The 23,535-nt window shown below is 41.4% G+C and carries 23 protein-coding genes; 14 read left to right on the top strand and 9 right to left on the bottom strand.

Going from position 1 to position 23,535, the window contains the following annotated elements; genetic code table 11:
- The first annotated feature begins 32 nt into the window (after positions 1–32).
- The gene (locus tag NG55_RS15880; RefSeq protein ID WP_004652327.1) at positions 33–932 is read left to right on the top strand and encodes a LysR family transcriptional regulator; all 900 of its coding nucleotides are present in this window, start codon (positions 33–35) and stop codon (positions 930–932) included.
- Positions 933–938: 6 nt separating this feature from the next.
- Here NG55_RS15880 and NG55_RS15875 read toward each other — a convergent pair whose 3' ends face one another.
- Entirely contained in the window at positions 939–1,688 is a 750-nt protein-coding gene (locus NG55_RS15875) for a DUF4850 domain-containing protein (RefSeq protein ID WP_065343777.1), read from the bottom strand.
- 249 nt (positions 1,689–1,937) lie between these two features.
- Between NG55_RS15875 and NG55_RS15870 the strand changes: the two genes are divergently transcribed.
- The 5 genes from NG55_RS15870 to NG55_RS15850 all read left to right on the top strand — a co-directional run bounded on the left by NG55_RS15870 (position 1,938) and on the right by NG55_RS15850 (position 6,394).
- The gene (locus NG55_RS15870) at positions 1,938–2,423 is read left to right on the top strand and encodes a hypothetical protein (RefSeq protein ID WP_065343776.1); all 486 of its coding nucleotides are present in this window, start codon (positions 1,938–1,940) and stop codon (positions 2,421–2,423) included.
- A 174-nt stretch (positions 2,424–2,597) separates the two neighbouring features.
- On the top strand, positions 2,598–3,662 hold the full coding sequence (locus tag NG55_RS15865; protein ID WP_065343775.1) for a DUF1176 domain-containing protein: 1,065 nt from the start codon (positions 2,598–2,600) through the stop codon (positions 3,660–3,662).
- 34 nt (positions 3,663–3,696) lie between these two features.
- Positions 3,697–4,467, top strand: coding sequence for a hypothetical protein (locus tag NG55_RS15860; RefSeq protein WP_065343774.1), 771 nt, complete (start codon positions 3,697–3,699; stop codon positions 4,465–4,467).
- A 135-nt stretch (positions 4,468–4,602) separates the two neighbouring features.
- Positions 4,603–5,124, top strand: a complete 522-nt coding sequence (locus tag NG55_RS15855) for a hypothetical protein (protein ID WP_065343773.1) — start codon at positions 4,603–4,605, stop codon at positions 5,122–5,124.
- Between the two features lie 271 nt (positions 5,125–5,395).
- Positions 5,396–6,394 carry a hypothetical protein gene (locus tag NG55_RS15850; RefSeq protein WP_065343772.1) on the top strand — a complete coding sequence of 333 codons (999 nt, stop codon included), beginning with the start codon at positions 5,396–5,398 and terminating at the stop codon, positions 6,392–6,394.
- Positions 6,395–6,487: 93 nt separating this feature from the next.
- Here the strand turns inward: NG55_RS15850 and NG55_RS15845 are convergent, their stop codons facing one another.
- The 4 genes from NG55_RS15845 to gatC all read right to left on the bottom strand — a co-directional run bounded on the left by NG55_RS15845 (position 6,488) and on the right by gatC (position 10,382).
- Positions 6,488–6,967, bottom strand: a complete 480-nt coding sequence (locus NG55_RS15845) for a hypothetical protein (protein WP_065343771.1) — start codon at positions 6,965–6,967, stop codon at positions 6,488–6,490.
- A gap of 96 nt (positions 6,968–7,063) precedes the next feature.
- Positions 7,064–8,533 (bottom strand): Asp-tRNA(Asn)/Glu-tRNA(Gln) amidotransferase subunit GatB, encoded by a 1,470-nt coding sequence (gene gatB / locus NG55_RS15840; RefSeq protein WP_065343770.1) that lies wholly within the window; start codon positions 8,531–8,533, stop codon positions 7,064–7,066.
- Entirely contained in the window at positions 8,533–10,011 is a 1,479-nt protein-coding gene (gene gatA, locus NG55_RS15835) for an Asp-tRNA(Asn)/Glu-tRNA(Gln) amidotransferase subunit GatA (protein ID WP_065343769.1), read from the bottom strand. The genes gatB and gatA overlap by 1 nt, the downstream gene beginning before the upstream one ends.
- A gap of 53 nt (positions 10,012–10,064) precedes the next feature.
- On the bottom strand, positions 10,065–10,382 hold the full coding sequence (gene gatC / locus NG55_RS15830) for an Asp-tRNA(Asn)/Glu-tRNA(Gln) amidotransferase subunit GatC (RefSeq protein ID WP_004652310.1): 318 nt from the start codon (positions 10,380–10,382) through the stop codon (positions 10,065–10,067).
- Between the two features lie 133 nt (positions 10,383–10,515).
- Here gatC and NG55_RS15825 point away from each other — a divergent pair, with 133 nt between their 5' ends.
- From NG55_RS15825 to NG55_RS20900, 6 genes are all read left to right on the top strand, one after another.
- Positions 10,516–11,556, top strand: a complete 1,041-nt coding sequence (locus tag NG55_RS15825; RefSeq protein ID WP_004652309.1) for a rod shape-determining protein — start codon at positions 10,516–10,518, stop codon at positions 11,554–11,556.
- 17 nt (positions 11,557–11,573) lie between these two features.
- Positions 11,574–12,431: a rod shape-determining protein MreC gene (gene mreC, locus NG55_RS15820; protein WP_004652307.1), complete on the top strand. Its 858-nt coding sequence runs from the start codon at positions 11,574–11,576 to the stop codon at positions 12,429–12,431.
- Positions 12,418–12,909, top strand: a complete 492-nt coding sequence (gene mreD, locus NG55_RS15815; RefSeq protein ID WP_016660178.1) for a rod shape-determining protein MreD — start codon at positions 12,418–12,420, stop codon at positions 12,907–12,909. The genes mreC and mreD overlap by 14 nt, the downstream gene beginning before the upstream one ends.
- Positions 12,897–13,463: a Maf-like protein gene (locus NG55_RS15810; protein WP_065343768.1), complete on the top strand. Its 567-nt coding sequence runs from the start codon at positions 12,897–12,899 to the stop codon at positions 13,461–13,463. Before mreD ends, NG55_RS15810 begins: the two co-directional genes overlap by 13 nt.
- A 43-nt stretch (positions 13,464–13,506) precedes the next feature.
- Complete coding sequence (gene rng / locus NG55_RS15805; RefSeq protein WP_065343767.1) at positions 13,507–14,961, top strand: ribonuclease G; 1,455 nt, start codon at positions 13,507–13,509, stop codon at positions 14,959–14,961.
- 135 nt (positions 14,962–15,096) lie between these two features.
- Positions 15,097–15,270 (top strand): PA1571 family protein, encoded by a 174-nt coding sequence (locus NG55_RS20900; protein WP_004775299.1) that lies wholly within the window; start codon positions 15,097–15,099, stop codon positions 15,268–15,270.
- 36 nt (positions 15,271–15,306) lie between these two features.
- Here the strand turns inward: NG55_RS20900 and NG55_RS15800 are convergent, their stop codons facing one another.
- Complete coding sequence (locus NG55_RS15800; protein WP_016541420.1) at positions 15,307–16,689, bottom strand: WS/DGAT/MGAT family O-acyltransferase; 1,383 nt, start codon at positions 16,687–16,689, stop codon at positions 15,307–15,309.
- A gap of 187 nt (positions 16,690–16,876) precedes the next feature.
- Positions 16,877–17,608: a phosphoadenylyl-sulfate reductase gene (locus tag NG55_RS15795; protein WP_016541419.1), complete on the bottom strand. Its 732-nt coding sequence runs from the start codon at positions 17,606–17,608 to the stop codon at positions 16,877–16,879.
- Between the two features lie 173 nt (positions 17,609–17,781).
- Here NG55_RS15795 and thrH point away from each other — a divergent pair, with 173 nt between their 5' ends.
- Positions 17,782–18,399 carry a bifunctional phosphoserine phosphatase/homoserine phosphotransferase ThrH gene (thrH, locus tag NG55_RS15790; RefSeq protein ID WP_016541418.1) on the top strand — a complete coding sequence of 206 codons (618 nt, stop codon included), beginning with the start codon at positions 17,782–17,784 and terminating at the stop codon, positions 18,397–18,399.
- An 88-nt stretch (positions 18,400–18,487) separates the two neighbouring features.
- On the opposite strand, the gene NG55_RS15785 is transcribed toward thrH, so the two are convergent.
- The gene (locus NG55_RS15785) at positions 18,488–19,717 is read right to left on the bottom strand and encodes an OmpP1/FadL family transporter (RefSeq protein ID WP_065343766.1); all 1,230 of its coding nucleotides are present in this window, start codon (positions 19,715–19,717) and stop codon (positions 18,488–18,490) included.
- A gap of 252 nt (positions 19,718–19,969) precedes the next feature.
- Positions 19,970–21,325: an outer membrane protein transport protein gene (locus NG55_RS15780; protein ID WP_016541416.1), complete on the bottom strand. Its 1,356-nt coding sequence runs from the start codon at positions 21,323–21,325 to the stop codon at positions 19,970–19,972.
- Positions 21,326–21,813: 488 nt separating this feature from the next.
- Here NG55_RS15780 and kdpA point away from each other — a divergent pair, with 488 nt between their 5' ends.
- Positions 21,814–23,520, top strand: coding sequence for a potassium-transporting ATPase subunit KdpA (gene kdpA / locus NG55_RS15775; protein ID WP_065343765.1), 1,707 nt, complete (start codon positions 21,814–21,816; stop codon positions 23,518–23,520).
- The last annotated feature ends 15 nt before the right edge of the window (positions 23,521–23,535 follow it).

Raw genomic sequence — 23,535 nt, 5'->3', positions numbered from 1 at the left:
TTTTTGGTGTTATCTATACTTTTAGAGTATGTATGATTGATATTCATAAACTCAATGCATTCGTTGCTGTGGTGGAAGAAAGCAATATTTCCAAAGCTGCGGTTAGACTGCATATGCAACAGCCGCCACTGACCCGATTGATTAAAAGTCTAGAAGAAGAGCTGGATACGGCTTTGCTTAAACGCTTGCCTCGAGGTGTGGAGGTGACGGAAGCGGGTAAGGCTTTATATCAGGAAGCGATTACCATTTTGGCGCATGCTCAGTCGATTCCGAAACGGGTCAAAAACATTGCGCAAGGCTTGGAAGGTCAGATCAATATTGGCTTTACCAACTCCGCAGGCTTGCATCCTTTCTTGCCTGCACTCTTGCGTCAATTCAGGGAGCAGTTTCCTGCAGTGGCGATTCATCTGGAGGAAGACAGCAGTACTGCTTTAACCGATGCGGTGATCAATGAAAAACTGGATATCGTTTTTCTACGTAAACCTGCACCGATTCATGCCGCAGTACAAAGCATTCATGTACTGGATGAGCCCTTGATTGTCGCTTTGCCGAGTAATCATCCTTTGGCTGAGCAAGCGGGATCAATCCGCCTAGTCGATTTAGAGCCGTATGAGTTTGTATTGTATCGCCGTATTGCGGGGCAAGACTTGTTTGATAATATTTTGGCAAATTGCTATCAGGCAGGCTTTAACCCCAACATTGTGCAGGAAGCTCCTCGTTTAACTTCGAGCCTGAATCTGATTGCAGCGGGGATTGGGCTGTCAATTGTTCCAGCCTCAATTCAGGACTTCTGGAATAAGCAAATTGTGTACAAACCGCTAGAAGCGAAAAAGCCCTGTATTGCCCCGATCTATGCAATTTGCCGTGCCAAAGGCAATAGTGTTCGGGTTGAGCATTTCTTGAGTCTACTCAAAGCCAGTCAAGCGGTTTGAAACGGCTCAATGGTTAAAGTGATAGAAGTTTAAAATCGGCCCAACCAAGTGCTGTTGTGATTTATCCAGCGTGACGATGATTTCTCTAAAATTGAAGGTGTCCTCGTCATGGTATTTCGCGACGCCATGAGTTTTATTATTCAGGTTTGGGATTTGATAGCTAAAGAAAGCCACTTGTTTGGAAGGATGCACCACGGTCACCAGTTTTTGTGGATCTTTATAGCCACCAAACTCATTTTCAATACTCTCTTTTAACAGATTGGGAAAGTAAAGCGTGGCATTGGGCATACCGCAACCGACACAGAAGGATGAATCGTATAATTCTATGGCCTGTTTCTGATTTGGACTCATCAGTAGGGCTGAACCCGTACCATTTGCACCTGCACTTGCCTCCACATCGTGCCAATCTTTGGGTACAAGTACTGCACCAATTTCAGGTAGCGCAACTAATTTGAGTTGCTTGGCCTGATGTGTATCCAGCTTAAAATCGAAATGGCAGCTTTTGGCTGTACAGCTTTTAAAGTCTTTTAATAAGCCTTCATCGGCAGGATTCAGCGCAGTCACTCCATAAAAGGGAACACGGACATCGTTGGCAAAGGACACTTCACCCAAGGCATAAATTTGGTTTTCGGCTTTTCGCTCTTGCGCGGTATTTGAAAATTTGGGAAAGATGGGCTTAAAGGTGCTGACCTCTGCATGAGTTGAAGTGGCTGATAATGCGAATAAAATAGTAAGAATAGAGATTAATGTTTTCATTTTTTAATTCAGTATCCGAGCTTGGATCAAAATTAACATATTGTTTGAGATAAGTGCATTTTCTAAATTTATATTAGCTTTAACTGAACCAATCACATGATGGTTTAAATGGTGTATTTCACGCTATAAATCATTTTTTATTCTTTTTGTTAATTTTAATTTAATGGTTTATTTAAATTAATTACAGAATTTGAGTGGGGTTGAACAAAACAATTACTATGAGTGTTATCTTTTTATGAAGAGTTTGCGATGAAAAAAATGCTTAGCATGATTGTCTCGATATTTCTTATCAGCTTTCTAGTGGTTGGGTGTATAGGTTATGGGGATCATAAAACAAATGCATTACTAAAGAAGCAAATTGGACATCCTTTAAATGGATTGGTTGCTCAAATAGGAGCACCACATGAGTCAGTAGAAGATGTGTTATCTAAAGAGAAAACTTATATGCATACATGGACGATTCAGAAATATGCTCGAGATAAATTTGTAAAGACGGGGAGTGAGTATGCAGGTACTAAAGTGACTACATTGTACTCAGCAGGTCAAGGAGTTGTTGCTGCTCAACCAATTTATGAAGATCAATATAGAGATGTTGGTTATAATTCTCCGACCTATTACACTTGCTTACTTCGTGTATTTACTGACGCTAATGGAATTATTATTGCGAAGGGAGGGGTTGGACTGAAAACTGAATCAATGGGAACTTTTTGTGATGAATTCTTAAACTTAAAATGATTGCCATCTTCTTATGGTTTATGTGAACCCACAATAATTTTTTATGCTTGGTATAATAATAAAAAAATTAGTGGCGTATGATTGAACAATAAATAAGTCATATCTAAAAAATTAGTGATCGGAACCTGACATTGAGTTTAGTTGTTTGGTTACCTTGCCTAGAGCATAAGTCTTATGAAAAAGATTCTTTCAGCCTGTTCCCTTATTGTCCTGAGTTCTAGTGCTTTTGCCCAAGATATTAAAGGCATTTCATTCTCGCATGAAGATTGGGAAATTTACTGTAGCAATACAGGCACTTGCCGAGCAGCAGGTTATTACAATGAATATAGTGATGATGAACCTGCATCGCTGTTATTGACCCGTCATGCAGGCGTACGACAGCCTGTACAGGTTGAATTTGCATTGGCTCGTTTTGAACAACCTTCTATGCCAGCAGCAAAGCTTAAAAATCTCCATTTCTATGTGAATGGCAAAGACTTTGGGCAAGTGTCCGTTGATGGAACAGAATTCCCACTGATGGGACAACTCTCTACAAATCAAGTCAATGCCTTATTACAGCAATCCAAGAAAAAGACCGAAATCGTGTTTAAAAATGCCAATCTACATTGGCAAATATCAGATAAGGGAATGACTGCGGTATTGCTAAAAATGGATGATTTTCAAAAACGTATTGGCACAGTGGGCGCTTTGATTAAAAAGGGCAAGGCAGATGAGTCGACGGTATTGGCCGCTCAACCCAAATTCAGCGTCAAGCAGATCAAAACATCCAGTAAGCCTTATCTGACCTTGCGGCCAACCGATAAACGCTATGCTGCACTCTATCAAAACTTGATGGCGAATCAGCCAGTGCCTAAAAAAGAAGGATTCTGTGAAGGGGTTTATGATGGTAATCAAACAGCACCTCAAGCGATTGATCTCTATAAATTGACCAATAAAAAAGTTTTGGCCGTCACGCTATGTTGGCGAGGTGCATATAACGAAGGTTATGGTGCATGGGTATTGGATGAGTCACTGGCGAATAAAGCTACTTTTGTGACGGAACATTCCTCTGAATTTTATAATGGGATTCTCAGCAGTTCGCAGAAAGGGCGTGGTATCGGTGATTGCTGGTCGAGTGATGAATGGGTTTGGGATGGGCAGAAGTTTGTACATACGCTAGATCGCTGGACAGGGATGTGCCGAGGTCTTGCTGCGGGTGGAGTGTGGGAACTTGATCAGATTGAAGCAATCGTCAAATAATATTATGAGTATAAAAATAGCCTAAGGAAACGCAATGCTTAAATATAAGATGGGTTTAGGTGGAATAATTTTAATAGGTGCATCTGCCTATTTTAGTGCATCTGTTTTTGCTGCACCTTTACAGATTCTTGACTTTAAAATGGGGCAACTGAGTGCAACGGAACAGACGCAACTCTGTGAACAAGTCAAAGAGCTATGTCAGCAGCGCACACAATTGCAGAGTTTGAAAACGCCAGATCAAACCTTATGGTTATTATCTGAGGGAAATATTGCCCAGTTTGCGACATCGAGCACAGGTTTTAAATTGTTAAAGCAGTGGCGTATTCAGTTGGCGGCTACGGAAGAAATGGCACGATCTAGCCAATATATTTTTCCTAAACTGTTTCCAATGGATCAAAACCGTTATGCGGTTGCAGTGATTGATACCTTTTCAGAAATGTATTCAGGTGGTGGGGCTGGAATTGAACGGGCCAGCTTTTATGAGTTAAAGGATTCAGGTAAAACGCATCGCTTTATTGAAAACTATCCTTTTAATTTTAGCCGTATGATTCGGGCCTGTTTCTCCGAACAGGATTATGAAAACTCTAAGGGCAAGTGCCATGATGAAGATAGTTTGAGTTTAGATATTCGTCCGATCAAGCCGATGTTATGGCAATTCCGTTATCGCTACAGTCTGGATGTATCACCTGCGTCAGATTCGGGTGAGAAATCATTTAAGGGCAGCCGCAATCTGAATATTGATCTAAATAAAGCACCTGAGCAGCCGAATATTCCAGAAGAATGGGATTATGAAGGTGCAGGCTGAGAATTTACAACCATGAACGCTTTTACATTTTGCCAAAGTGTTAAGGGCATGGACTTACGCAATTTACAGCGTCATAACAGATGATCTAGACAGAGCATGATACAAAGGGAAAGATTGCAATTTGGAACTGTGCTTATGTCTCGTGTTTATACTTCTACCCGCCGTAAATTTTCTCATTTGAGTCGTTCTGTGTTGATGGCTGCGGCTGTGTTGGGCACAACCCAAGTGGCAATGGCAGGGCCAACAGTCGATCAATTGAGTGATTGTTTAGTGAAAGCCACAACAGCAGCGGATAAGACTACGGTTTTGCAATGGACTTTTAGCGCTTTGGCAGCACATCCTGATTTAAAGTCTTTTAGTAATGTTACGCCTGAGCAGAAAACCCAGTTGGATCAGAAGTTGGCTCAGGTGTTACAGCGTGTGATTGTGGAGCAGTGTTCGACACAAACCAAAGCAGTGATTCAGGCTGAAGGTATTAAGGCTGTTGGAGAGGCTTTTCAGCAGTTAGGTCAGAGTGCAGGGCAGGATATTGTTAAAGATCCAGCAGTTAGACAGCAGTTGCAAGGCACCTTGCGTTATATTGATTTAAATAAGTTGGTCACGACTTTTTTAACGCCAGATATTTGGAATAAGTTGGGTGTGTTAAGAGGGCAGTGAAGGAATGTTTCTACTGGCTTTTTATAATATAAGATTCTTAATTTTCTTTGGAATATATTGGTTAAATGGATATGTAGCTAATAGCTTAGGTTTTAATTAAATAATGAGTAATAGTTGGTGGGTTTAAATTTAAAAATAGAAAATATAGTTTAAAGTAAATAATTTTGTTTGATTTAGTAGTAATATTTTAAGCCTTGTGGTTTTGTTTTTTTAATTGTTTTTTTGAAAGCTACTATGTTATAAATTCATTTTTCATTCAAAGGGGGTAAATATGTCAATTCTACCTGAAATGACTAATGATAACCAAATGGTACAAACACCATCAGGAGAATTAATAACTCTGGGGACATACAAAGAAATTTATGATCAAATAGTGAAATCAAATCAAAAAATTAATAAGCAATTTTTTAATAGCTTATTAATTGATTTTAATTCAATTAAAAGCTTGTATTTCAAAATAGTTCAACTGTCAACACAAGATCATTATCAGTGTATTGAAACAAAAACTAAAATTGTTGTATTGAGAGTGAACGATGAGTCCCAATCATTTTTGAATTTTCAATCATTTGAAAATAATGCAACCTCACAAGACCATGCTACCACACAGATAATCATTGAGTATGGTTTTTGTCTGAAAAATTCTACTACAGGAGAGATTTCTAATTATGAGATAACTATAAAGGTTTCATCAAAACTAGGTATTGAAGAAGACTTATCCAAATCAAATAATGTTCCAAAACATCTTCATTCAAATGTTCTGAAAATGGTGCCAACATTAGATTTTTCTATGAAATATGAGAGCTATTTCGTAACGATCCCTTTTGTGAAAGCAATTGAAGAATGGGTAAATACATCTAACTCTTCTGATGGTAAATTAAATTCACTTTTTAATTTTTTGCAACAATATTCTCATTATTTTACCGTTCTTTCAAAGATTATTGTTATTAGTCTTGTGGCTTTTATCTTTAATACAAAGCTTGGTTTAAATTTAGGAATTAGTGATTTCAATGGTCTTGCGATATTTTTAATTAATTTTGGTTGTTATTTCCTAATAATGCTTTTTATTGCCAATATCTTTGGTAATAAGTTAGAGCAAGTTGTTGATTCTTATAGAAATATTAGCTACATTAATTTTAATGCAGCTGATAGTAAATTAATCTCAAATGCTCAACCAAGTATGCTTAAATCTTTATTTACACAAACTATAGTTTTATGTCTTAATATTTTAGCTGGAGTGATAGCATCAATTATATTTACAAAATATTTCTAAGCCGACCCGCTTTAAAGCGGGTTTTTTGAAATGAGATCAGCTTAACTTAACCAAGCAACTTTTTCTTAGTTCATTGGCTTGATACTTTATTCGTTATAACTCACAAGCCTTGCCTTCATATTCGTAGCGATTAACCTTATAGGCTTGACCATTCCAGCGTAAAACTTCAAAACAGAAACCAGGCCCACCATTCTCAATATCAGGCCAGCCATCTGTTCCTTTTGTTTTTAAAAACTCAGGCATACCTGCTTCTTTTAAAATGGTTTTCCATTGACCATTTTTCTGTTGCGCTACAACATAGTAACCAACCCCTGTATTGCCATAACACATGGTGCCGTAATCTGAAACAACAGCATCCTTTAAGCCGTCACCGTTTAAATCGGCGTAAGTTGTAATTTCACCGACTGAGCAATCACTTTTCCAGCCTTTTTTACTTTTTGTAAAACCTGCCGCTTTGAAAATAGCATCAGCATCGGCTTTAGGGATTTGAGGGGTTTGTGCAAAATTAGAATTGCTGATCAAAAGCAAACAGGCACTCAGGAGTAATCTATTTTTCATAAGTTGAATAATCATGTCCGTTTTAGTTTAAAATTTATTGTGCAGATATTTTATCCTATAAAAACCAAAAAACCCGCTCTAAAGCGGGTTTTCTTTTGAAATTAAATCAGTTTAACCAATCAATTTCTTCATTAATTCATTCACTTGAGCTGGGTTAGCTTTACCTTTTGCAGCTTTCATGACTTGACCAACCAGACCGTTAAAGGCTTTTTCTTTACCAGACTTGTACTCTTCAACCATTTTTTCATTGGCTGCAAGCACGTCTTTGATAATCGCTTCAATCGCACCTGTATCGGTTTCTTGCTTCAAGCCTTTTTCAGCAATGATGTCATCCGCAGATTTTCCTTCTGCTTCCCACATAAAGCCAAACACTTGCTTTGCAATTTTACCGTTAATGGTATTGTCGACAATACGCGCGATCATGCCGCCTAACTGCTCAGCAGAAACAGGAGAGTCCGCCAATTCTAGGCCCGCTTTGTTTAAAGCACCTGAGAATTCACCCATCACCCAGTTTGCAGAAACTTTACCTTGCTTTGCACCGCCAGCAGCAGCCACAACAGCTTCGTAGAAGTCCGCCATTTCGCGTGACAGCGTCAATACATGCGCATCGTACTCAGTCACAGCAAAGTCAGCGATAAAGCGTGCACGACGCGCTTTAGGCAGTTCTGGAAGGGCAGCACGTGCCGCTTCGATCTGCTCATCAGCAATAATTACTGGCAATAAGTCTGGATCTGGGAAGTAGCGGTAGTCGTTCGCTTCTTCTTTCGAACGCATTGAACGGGTTTCCATCTTGTTCGGATCGAACAAACGAGTTTCCTGATCAATCGTGCCGCCGTATTCCAAGATTTCCATTTGGCGTTCAATTTCAACATTGATCGCTTGCTCAATGAAACGGAATGAGTTGAGGTTTTTCAACTCGCAACGCGTACCAAAAGGTTGACCCGGACGACGCAGCGACACGTTACAGTCAGCACGGAATGAACCTTCTGCCATGTTACCGTCAGAAATACCTAACCAACGCACGAGCGTGTGAATCGACTTGATATAGGCAACCGCTTCTTCAACCGAACGCATATCTGGCTCAGACACGATTTCGAGCAATGGCGTGCCCGCACGGTTTAAGTCGATACCAGACATACCTTCGAAATGGTCATGAATCGATTTACCTGCATCTTCTTCAAGATGGGCACGAGTCACGCCAATACGCTTCACAGTGCCATCTTCAAGCTGGATGTCGATATGACCCAAGCCTACAATCGGATTGTCCATCTGGCTAATCTGGTAGCCTTTTGGCGAGTCTGGATAGAAGTAGTTCTTACGTGCAAATACAGAGGCTTGGTCGATATACGCATCAATCCCCAAACCAAAGCGAATTGCAAGATCAACCACTTCTGCGTTCAATACTGGCAATACGCCCGGCATGGCCAAATCAACAAGGCTGGCTTGTGTATTTGGGTCTTGACCGAATTCAGTCGATGAACCTGAGAAGATTTTAGACTTGGTCGCCAACTGAGTGTGGATCTCAATCCCGATAACGACTTCCCAACCGTCAATCAATTTCAACTTTTGAGCTTCAGTCATTATGCATTCTCCTCAGCAATTGCCGCACGTTTGGTATGCCAGTCTGTATTTTGTTGATATTGATGCACAATCGAAAGCAATTGTGATTCTGACCAGTAGTTACCAATCAACTGTAAGCCCACAGGTAGGCTGTCTTTATCAAAACCAACAGGTGCATTGATGGCTGGTAGACCTGCCAAGTTCACTGCAAGGGTATAGATATCGCCTAAATACATTTCAGTCGGGCTGAGGTTTGCACCGATTTTGTAAGCTGTGGTTGGTGCAGATGGCGCAGCAATCACATCGACATTTTCAAATGCCTTGAGGAAATCTTGCTGAATCAAACGACGTACTTTTTGTGCTTTGACATAGTAGGCATCGTAGTAACCCGCAGAAAGGGCATAAGTCCCAATCAGGATACGACGTTGTACTTCAGCACCAAAACCTTCTGAACGTGAACGCTTGTACAAGTCCATCAAGTCCACTGGGTTTTCACAACGGTAGCCATAACGTACACCGTCAAAACGTGACAGGTTCGAAGAGGCTTCCGCAGGTGCGATCAAGTAGTACGTCGGCACATAAGCTTCAGTCATGTTAAGGTCAACCTCAACTAAGATTGCTCCCATCTCTTCAAGCTTTTTCAACGATTCTTCAACGCGTGCTTTTACATCAGCGTCTAAACCTGCCACATTGAAGTATTGCTTTGGAATACCAATGCGTAAGCCTTTCACCGCTGTGCCATTCAGGTTAGCAACGTAATCGTCCACTTCTTTGTTGATTGAAGTCGAGTCTTTTGCATCATGACCAGCAATCACATTCATCAAATAAGCACAGTCTTCCGCAGAACGTGCCATTGGACCGCCTTGATCGAGTGATGATGCATAAGCAATCATACCGAAGCGAGACACACGACCATAGGTCGGTTTTAAACCCGTTAAGCCGCAGAATGAAGCAGGTTGACGAATTGAGCCACCTGTATCAGTTCCTGTTGCGATCGGCGCGAGATCAGCCGCGACGGCTGCTGCAGAACCACCTGATGAACCACCCGGAACATGATCCAGTGCCCAAGGGTTAGACGTTGCACCGACATAAGAGTTTTCAGAAGTTGAACCCATGGCGAATTCGTCCATGTTCACCTTACCTAAAGTCACGAGACCCGCAGCTTTGGCTTTTGCAACCACAGTTGCATCATAAGGTGAAATGAAGTTATCCAGCATTTTTGAACCCGCAGTGGTTTTAATGCCTTGGGTACAAAAAATATCTTTGTGGGCAAGGGGAATACCTGCCAGCGCGTGTGCATTGCCTGCTTTCAGTGCTGCATCGGCCGCATTCGCTTCAGCAAGCGCCTGTTCTGCGGTAACCGTCACATAACTTTTTACTTTTGGGTCAATTTGGGCAATACGCTTTAAATAATGTTCAGTCAATTCGCGTGATGAAAATTGGGCTGTTTTTAAGCCTTCAGAGAGTTCACGGATTGATAAGCGATGTAAATCTGTCATATGAAAAATTTCTTTACATTCTAAATATAAAATATTGACTAATCGAATAAAACTTATTCAATTACGCGAGGTACGAGGTACAAACCTGCTTCTGTAGCAGGCGCGACCGCTTGATATTCATCACGATGGTTGCTTTCAGTCACAACGTCAGCGCGTAAGGGTTGCGGGTTGTCAAATGGGCTCTTTAAAGGCTCAACATCATCGGTATTAATGCCTTTCAAGCTTTCCATCATGCCAAGGATTTTATTTAAACTTTGAGCATATTCAGCAGATTGCGTGTCATTGAGAGATAAACGTGCAAGGTGTGCAATTTGCGAGACCGTTTGCGCATTTAAGTCTGTTGTCTGCTGAGCATCTGATGATGTAGACATAACTTTACCTAATTCAGTATTAAAAAATTTCAAAATATCGTGCGTTATAATAAGCGATTGACTTGTTCAAATCATCACATTTAGTTAAAGTTGCCACCTTGTATTCACACAAAGTTTAATTGAGAACGCCCCCGTGATTCTAAAACGACTAATTGGCTTGTTTTCGCCGGATTTAGCCATTGATTTAGGTACTGCAAATACACTTATTTATGCACCAGGCCGTGGCATTATATTAAATGAACCAACTGTTGTGGCAATTCGCCATAGTGGTTCACAAAAAATTGTTGCCGCTGTAGGTATTGATGCTAAACAAATGTTAGGCCGTACACCAGCGAATATTTCAGCAATTCGTCCGATGAAAGACGGTGTGATTGCTGATTTCGAAGTCACTGAGACCATGTTGAATCAGTTCATTGGCAAAGTGCATGAAAAGCGGTTGTTCCCGCCTGCACCGCGTGTTGTGGTCTGTGTACCTTGTAAATCGACATTGGTTGAGCGTCGTGCGATTCGCGAAGCTGTATTTAATGCAGGTGCGCGTGATGTACGTTTAATCGAAGAGCCAATGGCGGCTGCAATTGGCGCAGGTATGCCAGTTGAGCAAGCATGTGGTTCGATGGTGGTTGATGTTGGTGGTGGCACCACTGAAATTGCAATCATTTCATTACAGGGTTGCGTATATGCTGATTCATTACGTATCGGTGGTGATGTATTTGATGAGCAAATCATCAATTATGTGCGTAAAGCACACGGTTGTGTGATCGGGGAAACGACAGCCGAAGTCATTAAAAAAGAAGTGGGTATGGCTGTTGCTGATGGCAAGACCCTAGAGATCGAAGTTCGCGGTCGTAACTTGGCTGAGGGTGTACCTCGCGCGATTACAGTGACTTCTGATGAAATTACGCAGGCGATTTCTGATCCGTTGCAAAGCATTGTCAGCGCTGTAAAATCTGCACTTGAACAAACGCCACCTGAATTGTCTTCGGATATTGCAGAGCGTGGTATTGTGTTGACAGGTGGTGGTGCATTACTGCGTAACCTAGATAAATTACTTGCGCAAGAAACAGGTTTACCTGTAATTGTTGCAGATGATCCTTTAACTTGTGTCACTCGTGGCGGCGGTAAAGTATTAGAGTTCTTTGACAATCCAAACCACGACATGCTTTTCGTTGGTTAAATCATAAGGACTAGGCGGTGCAACCGAATCTTTTTTCAAGACAACCGCCATCTTTTCGCTCATTTGTCATTGCGGTGATTACATGCTTGGTGGTGCTTTTCTTTGATTGGCGCATGCCTTATGTAATTCAACCTGCAAGGGATGTCTTGTATGCCGCGTATAATCCAATTTATGCGCTGGCAAGCTATCCTGTACTGTCGCGAGAATGGCTTAACCAACAAACCAAATCTGAAGCTCAGTTGCGCCGTGAAAACACCGCAATGCAAGCTGAACTCCTTCAAGCACAAGTCCGTCTACAAAAGCTTTCAGAACTTTCTGCGGAAAATAACCGTTTGAGAGGGCTGTTGGATACGCCATTGATTATTGATGGTCGTATGCAAATTGCCGAAGTGATTGGAACCGATGCAGACCCATTGCGCCATATTATTATCATTAACCGTGGTGCGGTTGATCATTTAAGAACAGGGCAAACTGTTCTGGATGATAAGGGAATCATGGGGCAGATCATTAATGTCTATCCGCATAGTGCCCGCATCATGCTACTGTCTGATAAAGAACATTCATTGTCTGTGCGCTTAGAGCGTACTGGCATGCGTGCGATTGTTTCGGGTACAGGTGATTTAGGTCAGCTTAAGATGGAATATGTACCGACCAGTGCCAATATTCAGGTTGGAGACAAAGTGTTTAGTTCAGGTTTGGGCGAACATTTTCCAGCGGGTTATTTAGTGGGAACTGTATCTAAAGTGAGTCGTCATACTTCAGGTGAATTTGCTGAAATTGATGTCACACCAGCGGCTCAACTTGCCAGTGGTCATCATGTAGTGGTGCTTTTCTCTGAATCCTTAGCGCAGGAGCAACCGTATGCCGATCGCTAAGCTCAATTATGAAAAACGCAAAGACCCACTATGGATGATTATTTTATCCATTGTGATTGCTTCGGTATTGATGGTTTATCCAATGGCCTATGAGGCTTCAGGATGGCGTCCTTCGATCATGCTTTTGGTCATGCTGTTCTGGATTCTTTACCAGCCCGTCTGGTGCGGGGTCTGGTTTGCCTTTGGTATGGGGCTTTTTGCTGATCTGTTGCTTGATGCACCTTTTGGTCTAAATGCGCTGAGTTTCGTACTCATCACTTTTGGTATCCGTTATTTAATTCGTGAACGTCGTATTTTGACTTTTGGTAATTCCTGGGTGATTGCGGTGATTGCGGCTGTTGTACATATTACATTCTTGTGGATTAGTCAGACCATTGCGGGTACACATTTTTCGATTGCGCGCCATTGGCAACCGGTTGTGACCAGTGTATTGGCATGGCCTCTGGTTTATTATTGTTTACATAAATGGCGCATATAATTCTTGCATCAAGCTCGCCGCGTCGGCAGGAGCTACTACAGCAATTGGGTTTGGACTTTGAAATATTTAGTCCAGATGTCGATGAAGCGGTGCATGATGGAGAAGCGGTTGAGCATTATGTTGAACGCTTAGCCAGAGATAAAGCGCAAGTTGTTTTAAAGAAATATCCTGCTGCAATTGTAATTGCAGCAGATACGAGCTTAAGTTTTGCTGGACAGATTATTGGCAAGCCAGAATCAAAGCAACATGCTTTTAGCATCTGGTCGGCACTTTCTGGACAATGGCACGATGTCTATTCTGGCCTTTGTGTGGCAACTGCGACTCAAATATTGAGTACTGTGGTCAGAACGCAAGTTGAGTTGCAGCAACTCAGTCATGCAGACATGGAACAATATTGGGCCACGAGTGAGCCGATAGGCAAAGCGGGTGCATACGCAATACAGGGTATTGCAGCGCAGTATATTCCGCAAATCCGAGGCAGTTATAGTAATGTCGTCGGTTTGCCTTTGCATGAGACAGCACAGTTATTAGAAAGGGTTAAAGCACTACGCTGACACTTTCGGGTATAAGAATTTTTATAAAAGTTTTGAGTTTGTTATGGCAGAAGAGTTGCTGATTAACGTCACGCCGATGGAATGTCGTGTGGCATTGATTGAAAATGGTACGGTCAATGAATTATTCGTTGAGCGAACTGTAAAACGTGGGTTAGTGGGTAATATTTACAAAGGCAAAGTCGTACGCGTATTGCCGGGTATGCAAGCTGCCTTTGTCGATATTGGTTTGTCTCGAACCGCTTTTTTGCATATTAACGATATGGTGTGGTCGCGTTCGCAGCCGACTCCAAATGTCTTTGAGTTATTACATCCTGGGCAAATGCTGACCGTCCAAGTCATGAAGGACATGTTGGGCACCAAAGGTGCACGCCTGAGTACTGATCTTTCCATTCCATCTCGTTATCTGGTGTTGATGCCGTATGGCAACCATATTGGGGTATCACAGCGAATCGAATCAGAAGATGAACGTGATCGTTTACGTGGCATCATTGAACATATTCAGGCAGAACATAATTTACCAGGTAGTGTGATTGTTCGCACTGCCGCCGAAGGGGTAGACGAAGCTGCGATTGCACAGGACATGTGCTATCTCAGTAAGCTGTGGGAATTTATTCAACGTAAGCAGAAAGAAGCTGCGACGGCTGAACTGATCTTTGAAGAATTACCCCTGCCACAACGTATCGTACGTGATCTGGCCAGTGATGAAACCGCGAAGATTTATGTCGATTCACGTGAGATTCATGCCAAGCTCAGTGACTTTGTTGATGAATTTGTGCCGACCATTCAAAACCGTTTAATTCATTATCCGGGTGAAAAGCCACTTTTCGACTTGTATAACGTTGAAGAAGATATCCAGAAAGCCTTGCAGACGCGTGTTGCACTGAAGTCTGGTGGTTATCTGATGATTGATCAGACCGAAGCCATGACCACGATTGATGTGAATACTGGTTCGTATGTCGGTGGGCGCAGTTTAGAAGACACGGTATTTAAAACCAATATGGAAGCCACCCAAGTGATTGCAAGGCAGTTACGTCTGCGCAATTTGGGGGGAATTATCATTATTGATTTTATCGACATGCAAGAAGCTGAGCACCGTGAAGAAGTAATGCGTCAGTTTGATCGTATGTTGGAACGCGATCACGCCAAGACTAAAATTACTCAAGTTTCTGAACTTGGTCTAGTCGAAATGACCCGTAAACGCACGCGTGAATCTTTGGAACACTTGCTCTGTGAATCATGCCCAACCTGCCAAGGACGGGGATATGTGAAGACTGCAGAGACAGTATGTTACGAGATATTTCGAGAGATATTACGTTATGCCCGTGCATTTGATTCCAAGGGTGGCTTTACTGTTGTTGCACATCCAGCGGTGATTGATCGCCTATTAACAGCAGAAGCCCCAGCTGTCGCGGATTTAGAACATTTTGTGAATCGAGTGATTAAATTCCAAGTGGAAAATCTATATACGCAAGAGCAATACGATATCATTTTAACTTAAAGTTGTAACAAGATTTCGCTTAAGCCTTGTTACAACTGAAATTTTACTTTCTATCACGAATTTTAAATACTAGAACCATAAAATGAGCCATAGGTACTTTTGGGTCCCTTAGCAAATAATATGAGGTATATAACGATGAATGTGAGTGAAAGATTAGTGAACCACGGTTTCAAGCATGTTTTAGACAGTAACCCTGTAAATACATGTTATATGGTAGACAGCCAAGGTAAAGAAGTTCAGATTACCACGGCAATGATTCGTTCAGCCTGCCATCAACTACTACAGCGTTGCCGCACAATCAAAAAATAAGGGGCCACTGAAAGCCCCTTAATTTTTTCTCAATGATTAATTCGCCACTTTTTGTGGTAAATCTTGAATTGCTTGTTCAAAGCGTTGAATTTCTTCTTCTAAATGGGTGAGTAGATTTTGCATTTTTGGTAAAGCATTACGACATGCAATTAGACCCACTTCCAGTTTATCTAAATAACTAGTCATAGTGATATTCAGTGCCTGTCCATCCATCACAATCGATGCAGGATAGAGCGCATCGAGCTTCGCCCCATTCCAATACAAAGGTTCACGTGGGCCTGGGACATTGGAAATCACCAGATTAAATGCCTGACGTTTAGGCAGCATGCCTGACGCAATATTTAAACCTGCTGGTCCATACACCACCGCACTATAGTTCAAGATTTCATTGGCAGTCATACGACTAAAACGCTGTTTTGAGTTTTGTACGCTGCGGCGAATAATTTCTAAACGCTCAATTGGATCTTCAATATGGGTCGCCAGATTTGCCAAAATCATGGTAATACGGTTACTGACATCTGAATCATCAGTACGCAGTGATGCAGGGACCATCGCAATCAGCGGTTTCTTTGGCAGACTATTGTGGCTGAGTAGATACTCACGTAAAGCGCCAGAGCAGACGGCTAAGATCACATCATTCAGTGTTACGCCCAATGATTTGGCAATATGACGGAAACGACCAAGCTCAAACGATTGAGCAGCAAAACGACGTGAAGAACTTACTCGTTGGTTCAAAATCGAGGGTGGGGCTTGAAAGGTCGAGACATAGTCTGGATTTTTGCCCATTTCTCTAAATATGGTTTGAGACAGTTCCTGCATGACTTTAGGCGCAACTTCAAGCTGCGATTTAATCCCTTCCATCACACCTTTGATTTTGCTGACTGTTGGTGGTTTTGGCGCTTTGAGACGTTTGGTTCGTTTGCCTTCTACACACCACAATGGCACCACATGCTTTTCATTTGGATCTTGCGAAAGTGATTTTTCAATCAGACGCATACCTGCGACGCCGTCTACCATGGCATGGTGAATCTTGAAATACATGGCAAAACGGTTGCCTTCAATGCCTTCAATAATGTCACAGGTCCAAAGTGGTTTGGCACGATCAATTAAAGAGCTATGTTGCTGTGAAATATAAACCAGTAATTCACGGATACGCCCTGGATTGGGTAGTGCAATATGGCGGAAGTGGTGGTCGAGATCAAATTCGCTGTCTTCACCCCAGAATAAACCATTCAGTTGATTGTTAAATGGCGGTACAGGGATACTTTTTGATTGGCGAATTTCATTGACGAGATCGTGCACAAACGTCGGTGACGCATTCTCTGGAAGCTCAAATAAAAACAAGCCACCTACATGCATAGGCTGTTGTCTTTTCTCTAGCGAGAGAAAGATAAAATCAATGGGGTGTAGTGGGCGCATAGCAGATCTAGCCTCTCATCGCATTTTTTTCTAAGATACTCTCTAGGAGCTCTTATTAGAATTATTGGAACCGTTCTGCGCAGTATATACTGTTTGTTCTGGTTAAAATATGACTTTAGACAAGCGAGTCAGGAAAAATAAAACCACTGACGAATCAGTGGTTTTAATATACCAAATCTGTAATTGATTATTTTTTAAGGTTACCCGCATGCAAGCCACATTCTTTATGCGTAGCCTCTTCCCACCACCAACGACCTTCGCGTTCATGTTGATTTGGCAGTACCGCGCGTGTACACGGTTCACAACCGATTGAAATAAAACCTCGTTCGTGCAAAGGGTTATATGGAATTTCCATCATGCGGATATAACTCCAGACATCAGCACTGCTCCAATTCGCAAGTGGGTTATATTTGATCAACTGCTTGCCTTCACCAGAAAAACCTGCATCAGCTTGAACTACAGGCACTTCACTACGCGTTGGACTTTGATCTTTACGTTGTCCGGTGATCCATCCATCCAAAGTTGCCAGTTTTTTACGTAAAGGTTGTACTTTTCGAATTCCACAGCATTCCTGATGCCCATCTTCAAAAAAGCTGAATAAGCCTTTTTCGGTCACGAATTGCTGAACAGCAGCAGACTCTGGGAAACAAATTTCAATATCGATCTTATAGTGCTTACGAACTGTTTCAATGAATTGGTAAGTCTCTGCATGTAAACGTCCCGTATCTAAACTAAAAACACGGAAGGGCTTACCTAGACGAGAAGCAATATCAATCAAAACAACATCTTCTGCGCCTGAAAAGGAAATCGCGATTTCACCTTCTTGGCTTAATGCAAGTTCTAAAATTTCTCGTGGCGATTTATCTGCATATTCAGCAGCGAGCGCATCTACAAGGTCAATAGTCGGAATAACAGTCATGGATGTTCCTGGCGATAGGCTTGGGCACAATTGTAAATCATTCGAAGCAAAGCAGCGTGCTTGTCATTGATTTTAATCTTGCAGAATAAAATGATTTTATTCAACAACAGCGCAAAAATTGAATAATCTTAGTGCTATGATACAGCAATTTTTAACCAACATTGGAAGCATTCATGGAAATCGTATGCCTAGATCTTGAAGGGGTGTTAGTTCCAGAAATCTGGATTAACTTTGCAAAAAAAACAGGGATTAAAGAACTCGAAGCAACTACACGTGACATTCCAGATTACGATGTACTGATGACACAACGTCTGAATATCTTAAAACAGCACGGCTTGGGATTGAATGATATTCAAGCTGTGATTGCAGATATGGGACCATTTGAAGGCGCGAAAGAATTTGTTGAATGGGTGCGTACCCATTTCCAATTGATTATTTTGTCCGATACTTTTTATGAGTTTGCACATCCATTAATGAAGCAATTGGGATGGCCGACTATTTTCTGCCATAAGCTTGAAACTGATGAAAATGGCATGATCACCGCATATAAATTACGTCAACCTGATCAAAAGCGTCAGGCAGTAAAAGCATTACATGGCTTGAATTTCCGTGTCATTGCAGCAGGTGATTCATATAACGATACTACGATGCTCGGTGAAGCGGATCATGGTTTCTTATTTGATGCACCAGCCAATGTGATTGCCGAATTTCCGCAATTTCCACCATTGCATGGTTATGATGCATTAAAACAGGCGATTCGTTCGGTATCGCAACGTGATATTCCTGAATAATGAATTCTCCTCAGCTTTCTTTTAAGTATGTTGGGGAAAATTGAAAAATAAAAGGCGCCAAATAGCGCCTTTTATTTTGGGTCGATAGTTAGAATTTATACCCAATCTTTAAGCCATAAGCGATGGCATCATTATTTTCAAATTCAGCCACATAAGCAGGTGTATTGAATTGCGAACCTGATTGTGCTTTGGCATCGCCGAGCCAGAAGTATTTCACCCCACCCGCAATAAAGGTTGCAGGCGTAGGACTATATTGAACACCGATACCGACATTCCAATAGCCTTCTGTTGGACCTAATGTCGTCACAGGGTTACCTGCACCAGAGTCCCAACCTACCGATAAATTACCAGCCCATTGCTCATTCAGTTTACGACCGACACCCGCAGTAATCGAGTATTGATCTTCAGTATAGGCAACCAGATCAAAACCGTCTTTTTTACCTGTTGAAGCAACGATTGGCGGTAAAGTTGAAGCAGCACCAAATTTATATGGACGAATGGCAAAGTCTTTCCAGTTCACCCAGCGTAAATTCGCAAATGCAACGGTGTCTGCCATAATCCCTGTTTGGAAATCAAGATTAACTGACTGAGGGGTGGTGATTTCAGTTGTACCCTCTGAATGGTTAATTTTATTTAAAATCGCATCAAAACCCGCATTGCCAGTCATACCCGCAATGCCATGCGTTTCATGGGCATTCATTTCATGTTTGATTTTGGCGCGGTAAGTCAAAGATGCTTTGAGCGCAATTTCAGGAATTTGATAAGCAACACCCGCTAACCAGCCGACAGCTTCATCTTTACCTGTTTTAAAGTCATAACCGCTGTAAGCACTATAGCTTTGACCACGTAATAGCACAGTACTGTCTAAGGTTTGATAAACTGCCCCCGCGTAGAGGTTCCAGTTTTGATTTGGTTGGTAACCGAATAACAGGTTTAAGTTTTCAGTATCTACGGTAACGGAAGTACCACCTTTAAATGGTAGAGGTCGACTTTCGATAAAGTTACTTTTTCCCGTATATTCAGCATCAGCACCATAAGGTTGGTCATAGATCAAACCAATCGAGAATTTGTCGGTTGCTTGAATTTTTAAGGCAGCATTTGGCGAGTAGTAATGATTCGCCATATTGCCAGTATTGTTTTGTGATGTGTCCTGACCTGATACATTGGGATCAAGAACCGTAATACCCGCTTCAAAATAATTATTTGGCTGTAAAAAAGCGGCAATAGACTGGCCTGAGCGATCCAGTGCTGCGGCAAATGTTGTCGTTGTTGGAACTAAGCTAAGTAGAAGAGCCGTTTGAATAGCATTCAGCTTCATTAATATGTTCTCTCAAATCACTTTGTAACAGAATGGCGCGGAAAGTAACATAATTTTTATGCGCTTAAATATTTTACAAATGTCAATAAATGAACTGATGAGGTCACGAAAAATGGTTGAGCATTCAAGTTTTATCTTGGTGTTTCTATGATTTGAAATGAATGTTGAATTTTGATCTATAGTTTTGATTTTATTTATTAAAGCACAATAAAAAAGGCCATCCGAAGATGACCTTTCTTTTATAAATTCTAATTAGAATTTATAACCAATTTTTAAACCGTATGCGATTGCTTTGTTATCTTCGAACTCAGCAACATAGTCATTACCGCCAGCTTGAGCACCGGTTTGCGCTTTGGCATCACCTAACCAGAAGTACTTCACGCCACCCGCAATAAAGGTTGCAGGAGTAGGGCTATATTGAACACCTACACCTACGTTCCAATAACCTTCTGTTGGACCAAGTGTAGTTACAGGGTTGCCTGCACCAGAATCCCAACCTACCGAAACGTTACCCGCCCATTGATCGTTGAGTTTACGACCAACACCCGCATTTACAGACCATTGGTCATCAGAGTATTCAACTAAGTTAAAGCCATTTGGACGACCAACTAGCCCACCGACAGCTTCTGAAACTTTGCCAAATTTATATGGACGAATAGAGAAATCCTTCCAGTTCACCCAACGTACGTTTGCAAATGCAACTGTATTTGCCATGATGCCTGTTTGGAAATCTAAGTTAACAGATTGAGGTGTGGTGATTTTTGTTTGACCTTCCAATTGGTTGGCAGCAACTGCTTTACCAATTGTTTGCTGAATCGCACCAGCTTGAGCTGCAGTTAATTGACCAGCTTGAACTAGCTGTGTAATTGCACCACCTAACATTGCAGAATTTGCACCAATAGCATCTGCAAGTGCAATGGTTTCATTCGCATTGATTTTATGATCAATTTCAGAACGGTAGGTGATAGACGCTTTAAGTGCAATTTCAGGGATTTGGAAAGCAGCACCTGCTAACCATCCAGCAGCACCATCTTCTGGAATCGATGCATCGTAACCATTATAGACGCTGTACGCTGAACCACGTAAATTCACACTTCCTTTAATCGTTTGGTAAACACCACCACCGTAGAAGTTAAAGTTTTCAGTTGGTTGGAAGCCGAAGATCATCGAGATATTTTGGCTATCAACTTCAACCGATGTTCCGCCTTGAGTTCCACCTAATGCGCCAGTTGTAATTGGTAAGCTACCAAGAATTGGATCTGAAGGGCTTGCTACGAATACGTTATTGCCTTTGTATTGAGCATCTGCACCAAATGGCTGATCATAAAGAAGACCAAAAGAGAATTTATCAGTCAATTGAAGTTTTAATGCAGCACTCGGGAAATAGTAGTCATCACCCATATCGCTAATATTACGAGTTGTTTTTGAAGTGCCTGCTTCTTTACCTTTAACTGTCGGATCTAGAACGGAAATACCCGCTTCAAAATAGTTGCCCGGTTGTAAAAAAGCAGAAATGGATTGACCTGAACGGTCTAACGCAGCTGCAAAAACTCCAGTTGCAGGTAGCGTTGCTAAGATCATGGCAGTGCTAAGATGTTTTAATTTCATTGTAATCTTTCCTTGAACTTCAAGATTCTTAAGTGTTAAGAAGCTATGATCTGACAACAAAAAAGTTATCTATCGTGATTGGCTATAACTTCATGTAACAAAAATACCATAATTAAAATAAGAGTAAATGTTCTAAATGAACTAAACAGTACGCTGGTTTAGATGAAAATGGATAAAAATAAATCTTAAAAAATTTATATACATATGTGTTTTTATTTGTAAAATAATGATAAATATAAATTATTATTTTAAAATAATAATCGTTCTTTTTTGCATTTTTCCCAAAAAAGTTTTTTATTTGGTCAAAGATTTTTTGTAAAAAATGAGATTTATTTCTCCATATTTTCTTTTTAGCTAAAAATTTCAGCGTATTAGAACAAAGTTGAATAATTTTACGCAGAATTTACGTTTCCTGCTTTTTTCAATATAGAGAATTTACGTTCCCAATTTCCATACTAAAGCTGAACTATTTTTAAATGGCATATGCTATGTGGGAATTTATCTCTGTATTTGTCTTTTCATTACTGCTTGCGTATCCGCTAGGGGCTTATCTTGCCGATGTGATGCAAGCAAAGCCAATGAAAAGTGACGCGTTGTTTAAATGGATTGAGCAACCAATTTATGCGGTGCTAGGGGTTAAGCGTAGTGGAATGAGTTGGCGGCAATATTTAACAGCATTTGTACTCAGTAATATTTTACTGCTCGCTGCAAGCGTCACTATTTTAATGACTCAAGCATGGTTACCACTCAACCCTGATCATATCCCGAATATGAATTGGGATCTGGCCTTACATACCACCATTTCATTTCTGACCAATACCAACCAACAACACTATTCAGGACAGGCTCAACTGTCTTATCTATCGCAAATGACGGTGATTGTCGGCTTGCAATATTTGTCGCCAATTATTGGACTGGCTTTACTGGTGGCAATGTTGAGAGCTTTGTTTTTGCAATCTGGCAACGAAGAGGGCTCGAATAAAAAAGATGGAAATACGATTAATTTAGGTAATTACTGGATGGATATCATTCGACCATTATTTAGATTCTTTATTCCGCTCGGCTTAATTTTTTCTTTGCTGCTTACTTTTCAAGGCGTTCCTGCAACATTATCCGCTGGTCCAACTGCACAGGTTTTAGCGCCTACAGCAGAAGTACAAACTCAACATATTCCACTGGGTCCAGTTGCCCCCATGGTTGCGATTAAACAACTGGGAAGTAACGGTGGTGGTTGGTATGGTCCGAATAGCAGTGTGCCATTGGAGAATCCAACGCCGTTATCCAATGTGATCGAGATGATCGCGATCTTACTGATTCCATTGTCTGTGGTGTTTATGGTTGGCCGCTTTATCCAACGTAAGAAATTGATGTGGATGATTTTTGGCACCATGCTGCTGATGTCGTTGGCTTCAACCTCATTAACGTTGTGGACTGAAAAATCTTCGTTGATTGCAAACACGGCATTGATGGAAGGTAAGGAAGTCCGCTTTGGTACAGAGGCATCGGCACTGTGGGCAAGTTTGACCACGCAAGTGAATAACGGTTCGGTCAATATGATGCATGACTCTGCTTCACCACTGACGGGATTGGTTGAGTTGTGCAATATGCTGATTAATGCCATTTGGGGTGGGATTGGCTGTGGTCTATTACAGTTCTTTATTTACCTGTTCTTGGCTGTATTTATTGCAGGCTTGATGACGGGACGTACCCCTGAGTTGTTTGGTCGAAAAATTGAAGTCACTGAAATTAAGTTGTTAGCGCTGGTGATTGTATTACAACCTGTAGTGATTCTGGGTTTAACTGCGATTGCCATTGCATTTCCATCGATTACAGGGAATTCAAATCCAGCCTTCCATGGTATTAGCCAAGTGTTTTATGAGTATGTCTCTGCTTATGCCAACAATGGTTCTGGTTTTGAAGGTTTAGGCGATAACACGCTCTGGTGGAATCTGAGTGCCAGTATTGCTCTGTTGGCAGGCCGTTATAGCGTCTTGATCATCCCCGTGTTGATTGCGGTCAGTTTAGCAACCAAACCTCAAGCAACCGAAAGCAAAGGTTCTTTACATATTGAGTCACCGACCTTTGCACTGACCTTAATTGGGATCGTGTTGATTCTCACTTTATTGCAATTCATGCCTGTGTTGGTGATTGGGCCAATTGCTGATTATTTATCTGTGCTATCTGTGAAAGTTTAAGCGTGGAGCGACAAC

The organism is Acinetobacter gyllenbergii (assembly GCF_001682515.1).
Taxonomy (GTDB): domain Bacteria; phylum Pseudomonadota; class Gammaproteobacteria; order Pseudomonadales; family Moraxellaceae; genus Acinetobacter; species Acinetobacter gyllenbergii.
The sequence above is the reverse complement of the archived record's forward strand: the minus strand, read 5'-3'. Positions and strand labels throughout refer to the sequence as shown.

What these genes read in the sequence shown, in the direction of transcription:
- NG55_RS15860 (WP_065343774.1), top strand. Translation starts at nt 3,697, where the DNA reads ATGCTTAAATATAAGATGGGTTTAGGTGGAATAATTTTAATAGGTGCA.
- NG55_RS15800 (WP_016541420.1), bottom strand. Translation starts at nt 16,689, where the DNA reads ATGCGCCCACTACACCCCATTGATTTTATCTTTCTCTCGCTAGAGAAA.
- rng (WP_065343767.1), top strand. Translation starts at nt 13,507, where the DNA reads ATGGCAGAAGAGTTGCTGATTAACGTCACGCCGATGGAATGTCGTGTG.
- NG55_RS15810 (WP_065343768.1), top strand. Translation starts at nt 12,897, where the DNA reads ATGGCGCATATAATTCTTGCATCAAGCTCGCCGCGTCGGCAGGAGCTA.
- NG55_RS15880 (WP_004652327.1), top strand. Translation starts at nt 33, where the DNA reads ATGATTGATATTCATAAACTCAATGCATTCGTTGCTGTGGTGGAAGAA.
- NG55_RS15870 (WP_065343776.1), top strand. Translation starts at nt 1,938, where the DNA reads ATGAAAAAAATGCTTAGCATGATTGTCTCGATATTTCTTATCAGCTTT.
- NG55_RS15845 (WP_065343771.1), bottom strand. Translation starts at nt 6,967, where the DNA reads ATGATTATTCAACTTATGAAAAATAGATTACTCCTGAGTGCCTGTTTG.
- NG55_RS15865 (WP_065343775.1), top strand. Translation starts at nt 2,598, where the DNA reads ATGAAAAAGATTCTTTCAGCCTGTTCCCTTATTGTCCTGAGTTCTAGT.
- thrH (WP_016541418.1), top strand. Translation starts at nt 17,782, where the DNA reads ATGGAAATCGTATGCCTAGATCTTGAAGGGGTGTTAGTTCCAGAAATC.
- NG55_RS15855 (WP_065343773.1), top strand. Translation starts at nt 4,603, where the DNA reads ATGTCTCGTGTTTATACTTCTACCCGCCGTAAATTTTCTCATTTGAGT.
- mreD (WP_016660178.1), top strand. Translation starts at nt 12,418, where the DNA reads ATGCCGATCGCTAAGCTCAATTATGAAAAACGCAAAGACCCACTATGG.
- gatA (WP_065343769.1), bottom strand. Translation starts at nt 10,011, where the DNA reads ATGACAGATTTACATCGCTTATCAATCCGTGAACTCTCTGAAGGCTTA.
- NG55_RS15795 (WP_016541419.1), bottom strand. Translation starts at nt 17,608, where the DNA reads ATGACTGTTATTCCGACTATTGACCTTGTAGATGCGCTCGCTGCTGAA.
- gatC (WP_004652310.1), bottom strand. Translation starts at nt 10,382, where the DNA reads ATGTCTACATCATCAGATGCTCAGCAGACAACAGACTTAAATGCGCAA.
- NG55_RS20900 (WP_004775299.1), top strand. Translation starts at nt 15,097, where the DNA reads ATGAATGTGAGTGAAAGATTAGTGAACCACGGTTTCAAGCATGTTTTA.
- kdpA (WP_065343765.1), top strand. Translation starts at nt 21,814, where the DNA reads ATGTGGGAATTTATCTCTGTATTTGTCTTTTCATTACTGCTTGCGTAT.
- NG55_RS15850 (WP_065343772.1), top strand. Translation starts at nt 5,396, where the DNA reads ATGTCAATTCTACCTGAAATGACTAATGATAACCAAATGGTACAAACA.
- gatB (WP_065343770.1), bottom strand. Translation starts at nt 8,533, where the DNA reads ATGACTGAAGCTCAAAAGTTGAAATTGATTGACGGTTGGGAAGTCGTT.
- NG55_RS15780 (WP_016541416.1), bottom strand. Translation starts at nt 21,325, where the DNA reads ATGAAATTAAAACATCTTAGCACTGCCATGATCTTAGCAACGCTACCT.
- NG55_RS15875 (WP_065343777.1), bottom strand. Translation starts at nt 1,688, where the DNA reads ATGAAAACATTAATCTCTATTCTTACTATTTTATTCGCATTATCAGCC.
- NG55_RS15785 (WP_065343766.1), bottom strand. Translation starts at nt 19,717, where the DNA reads ATGAAGCTGAATGCTATTCAAACGGCTCTTCTACTTAGCTTAGTTCCA.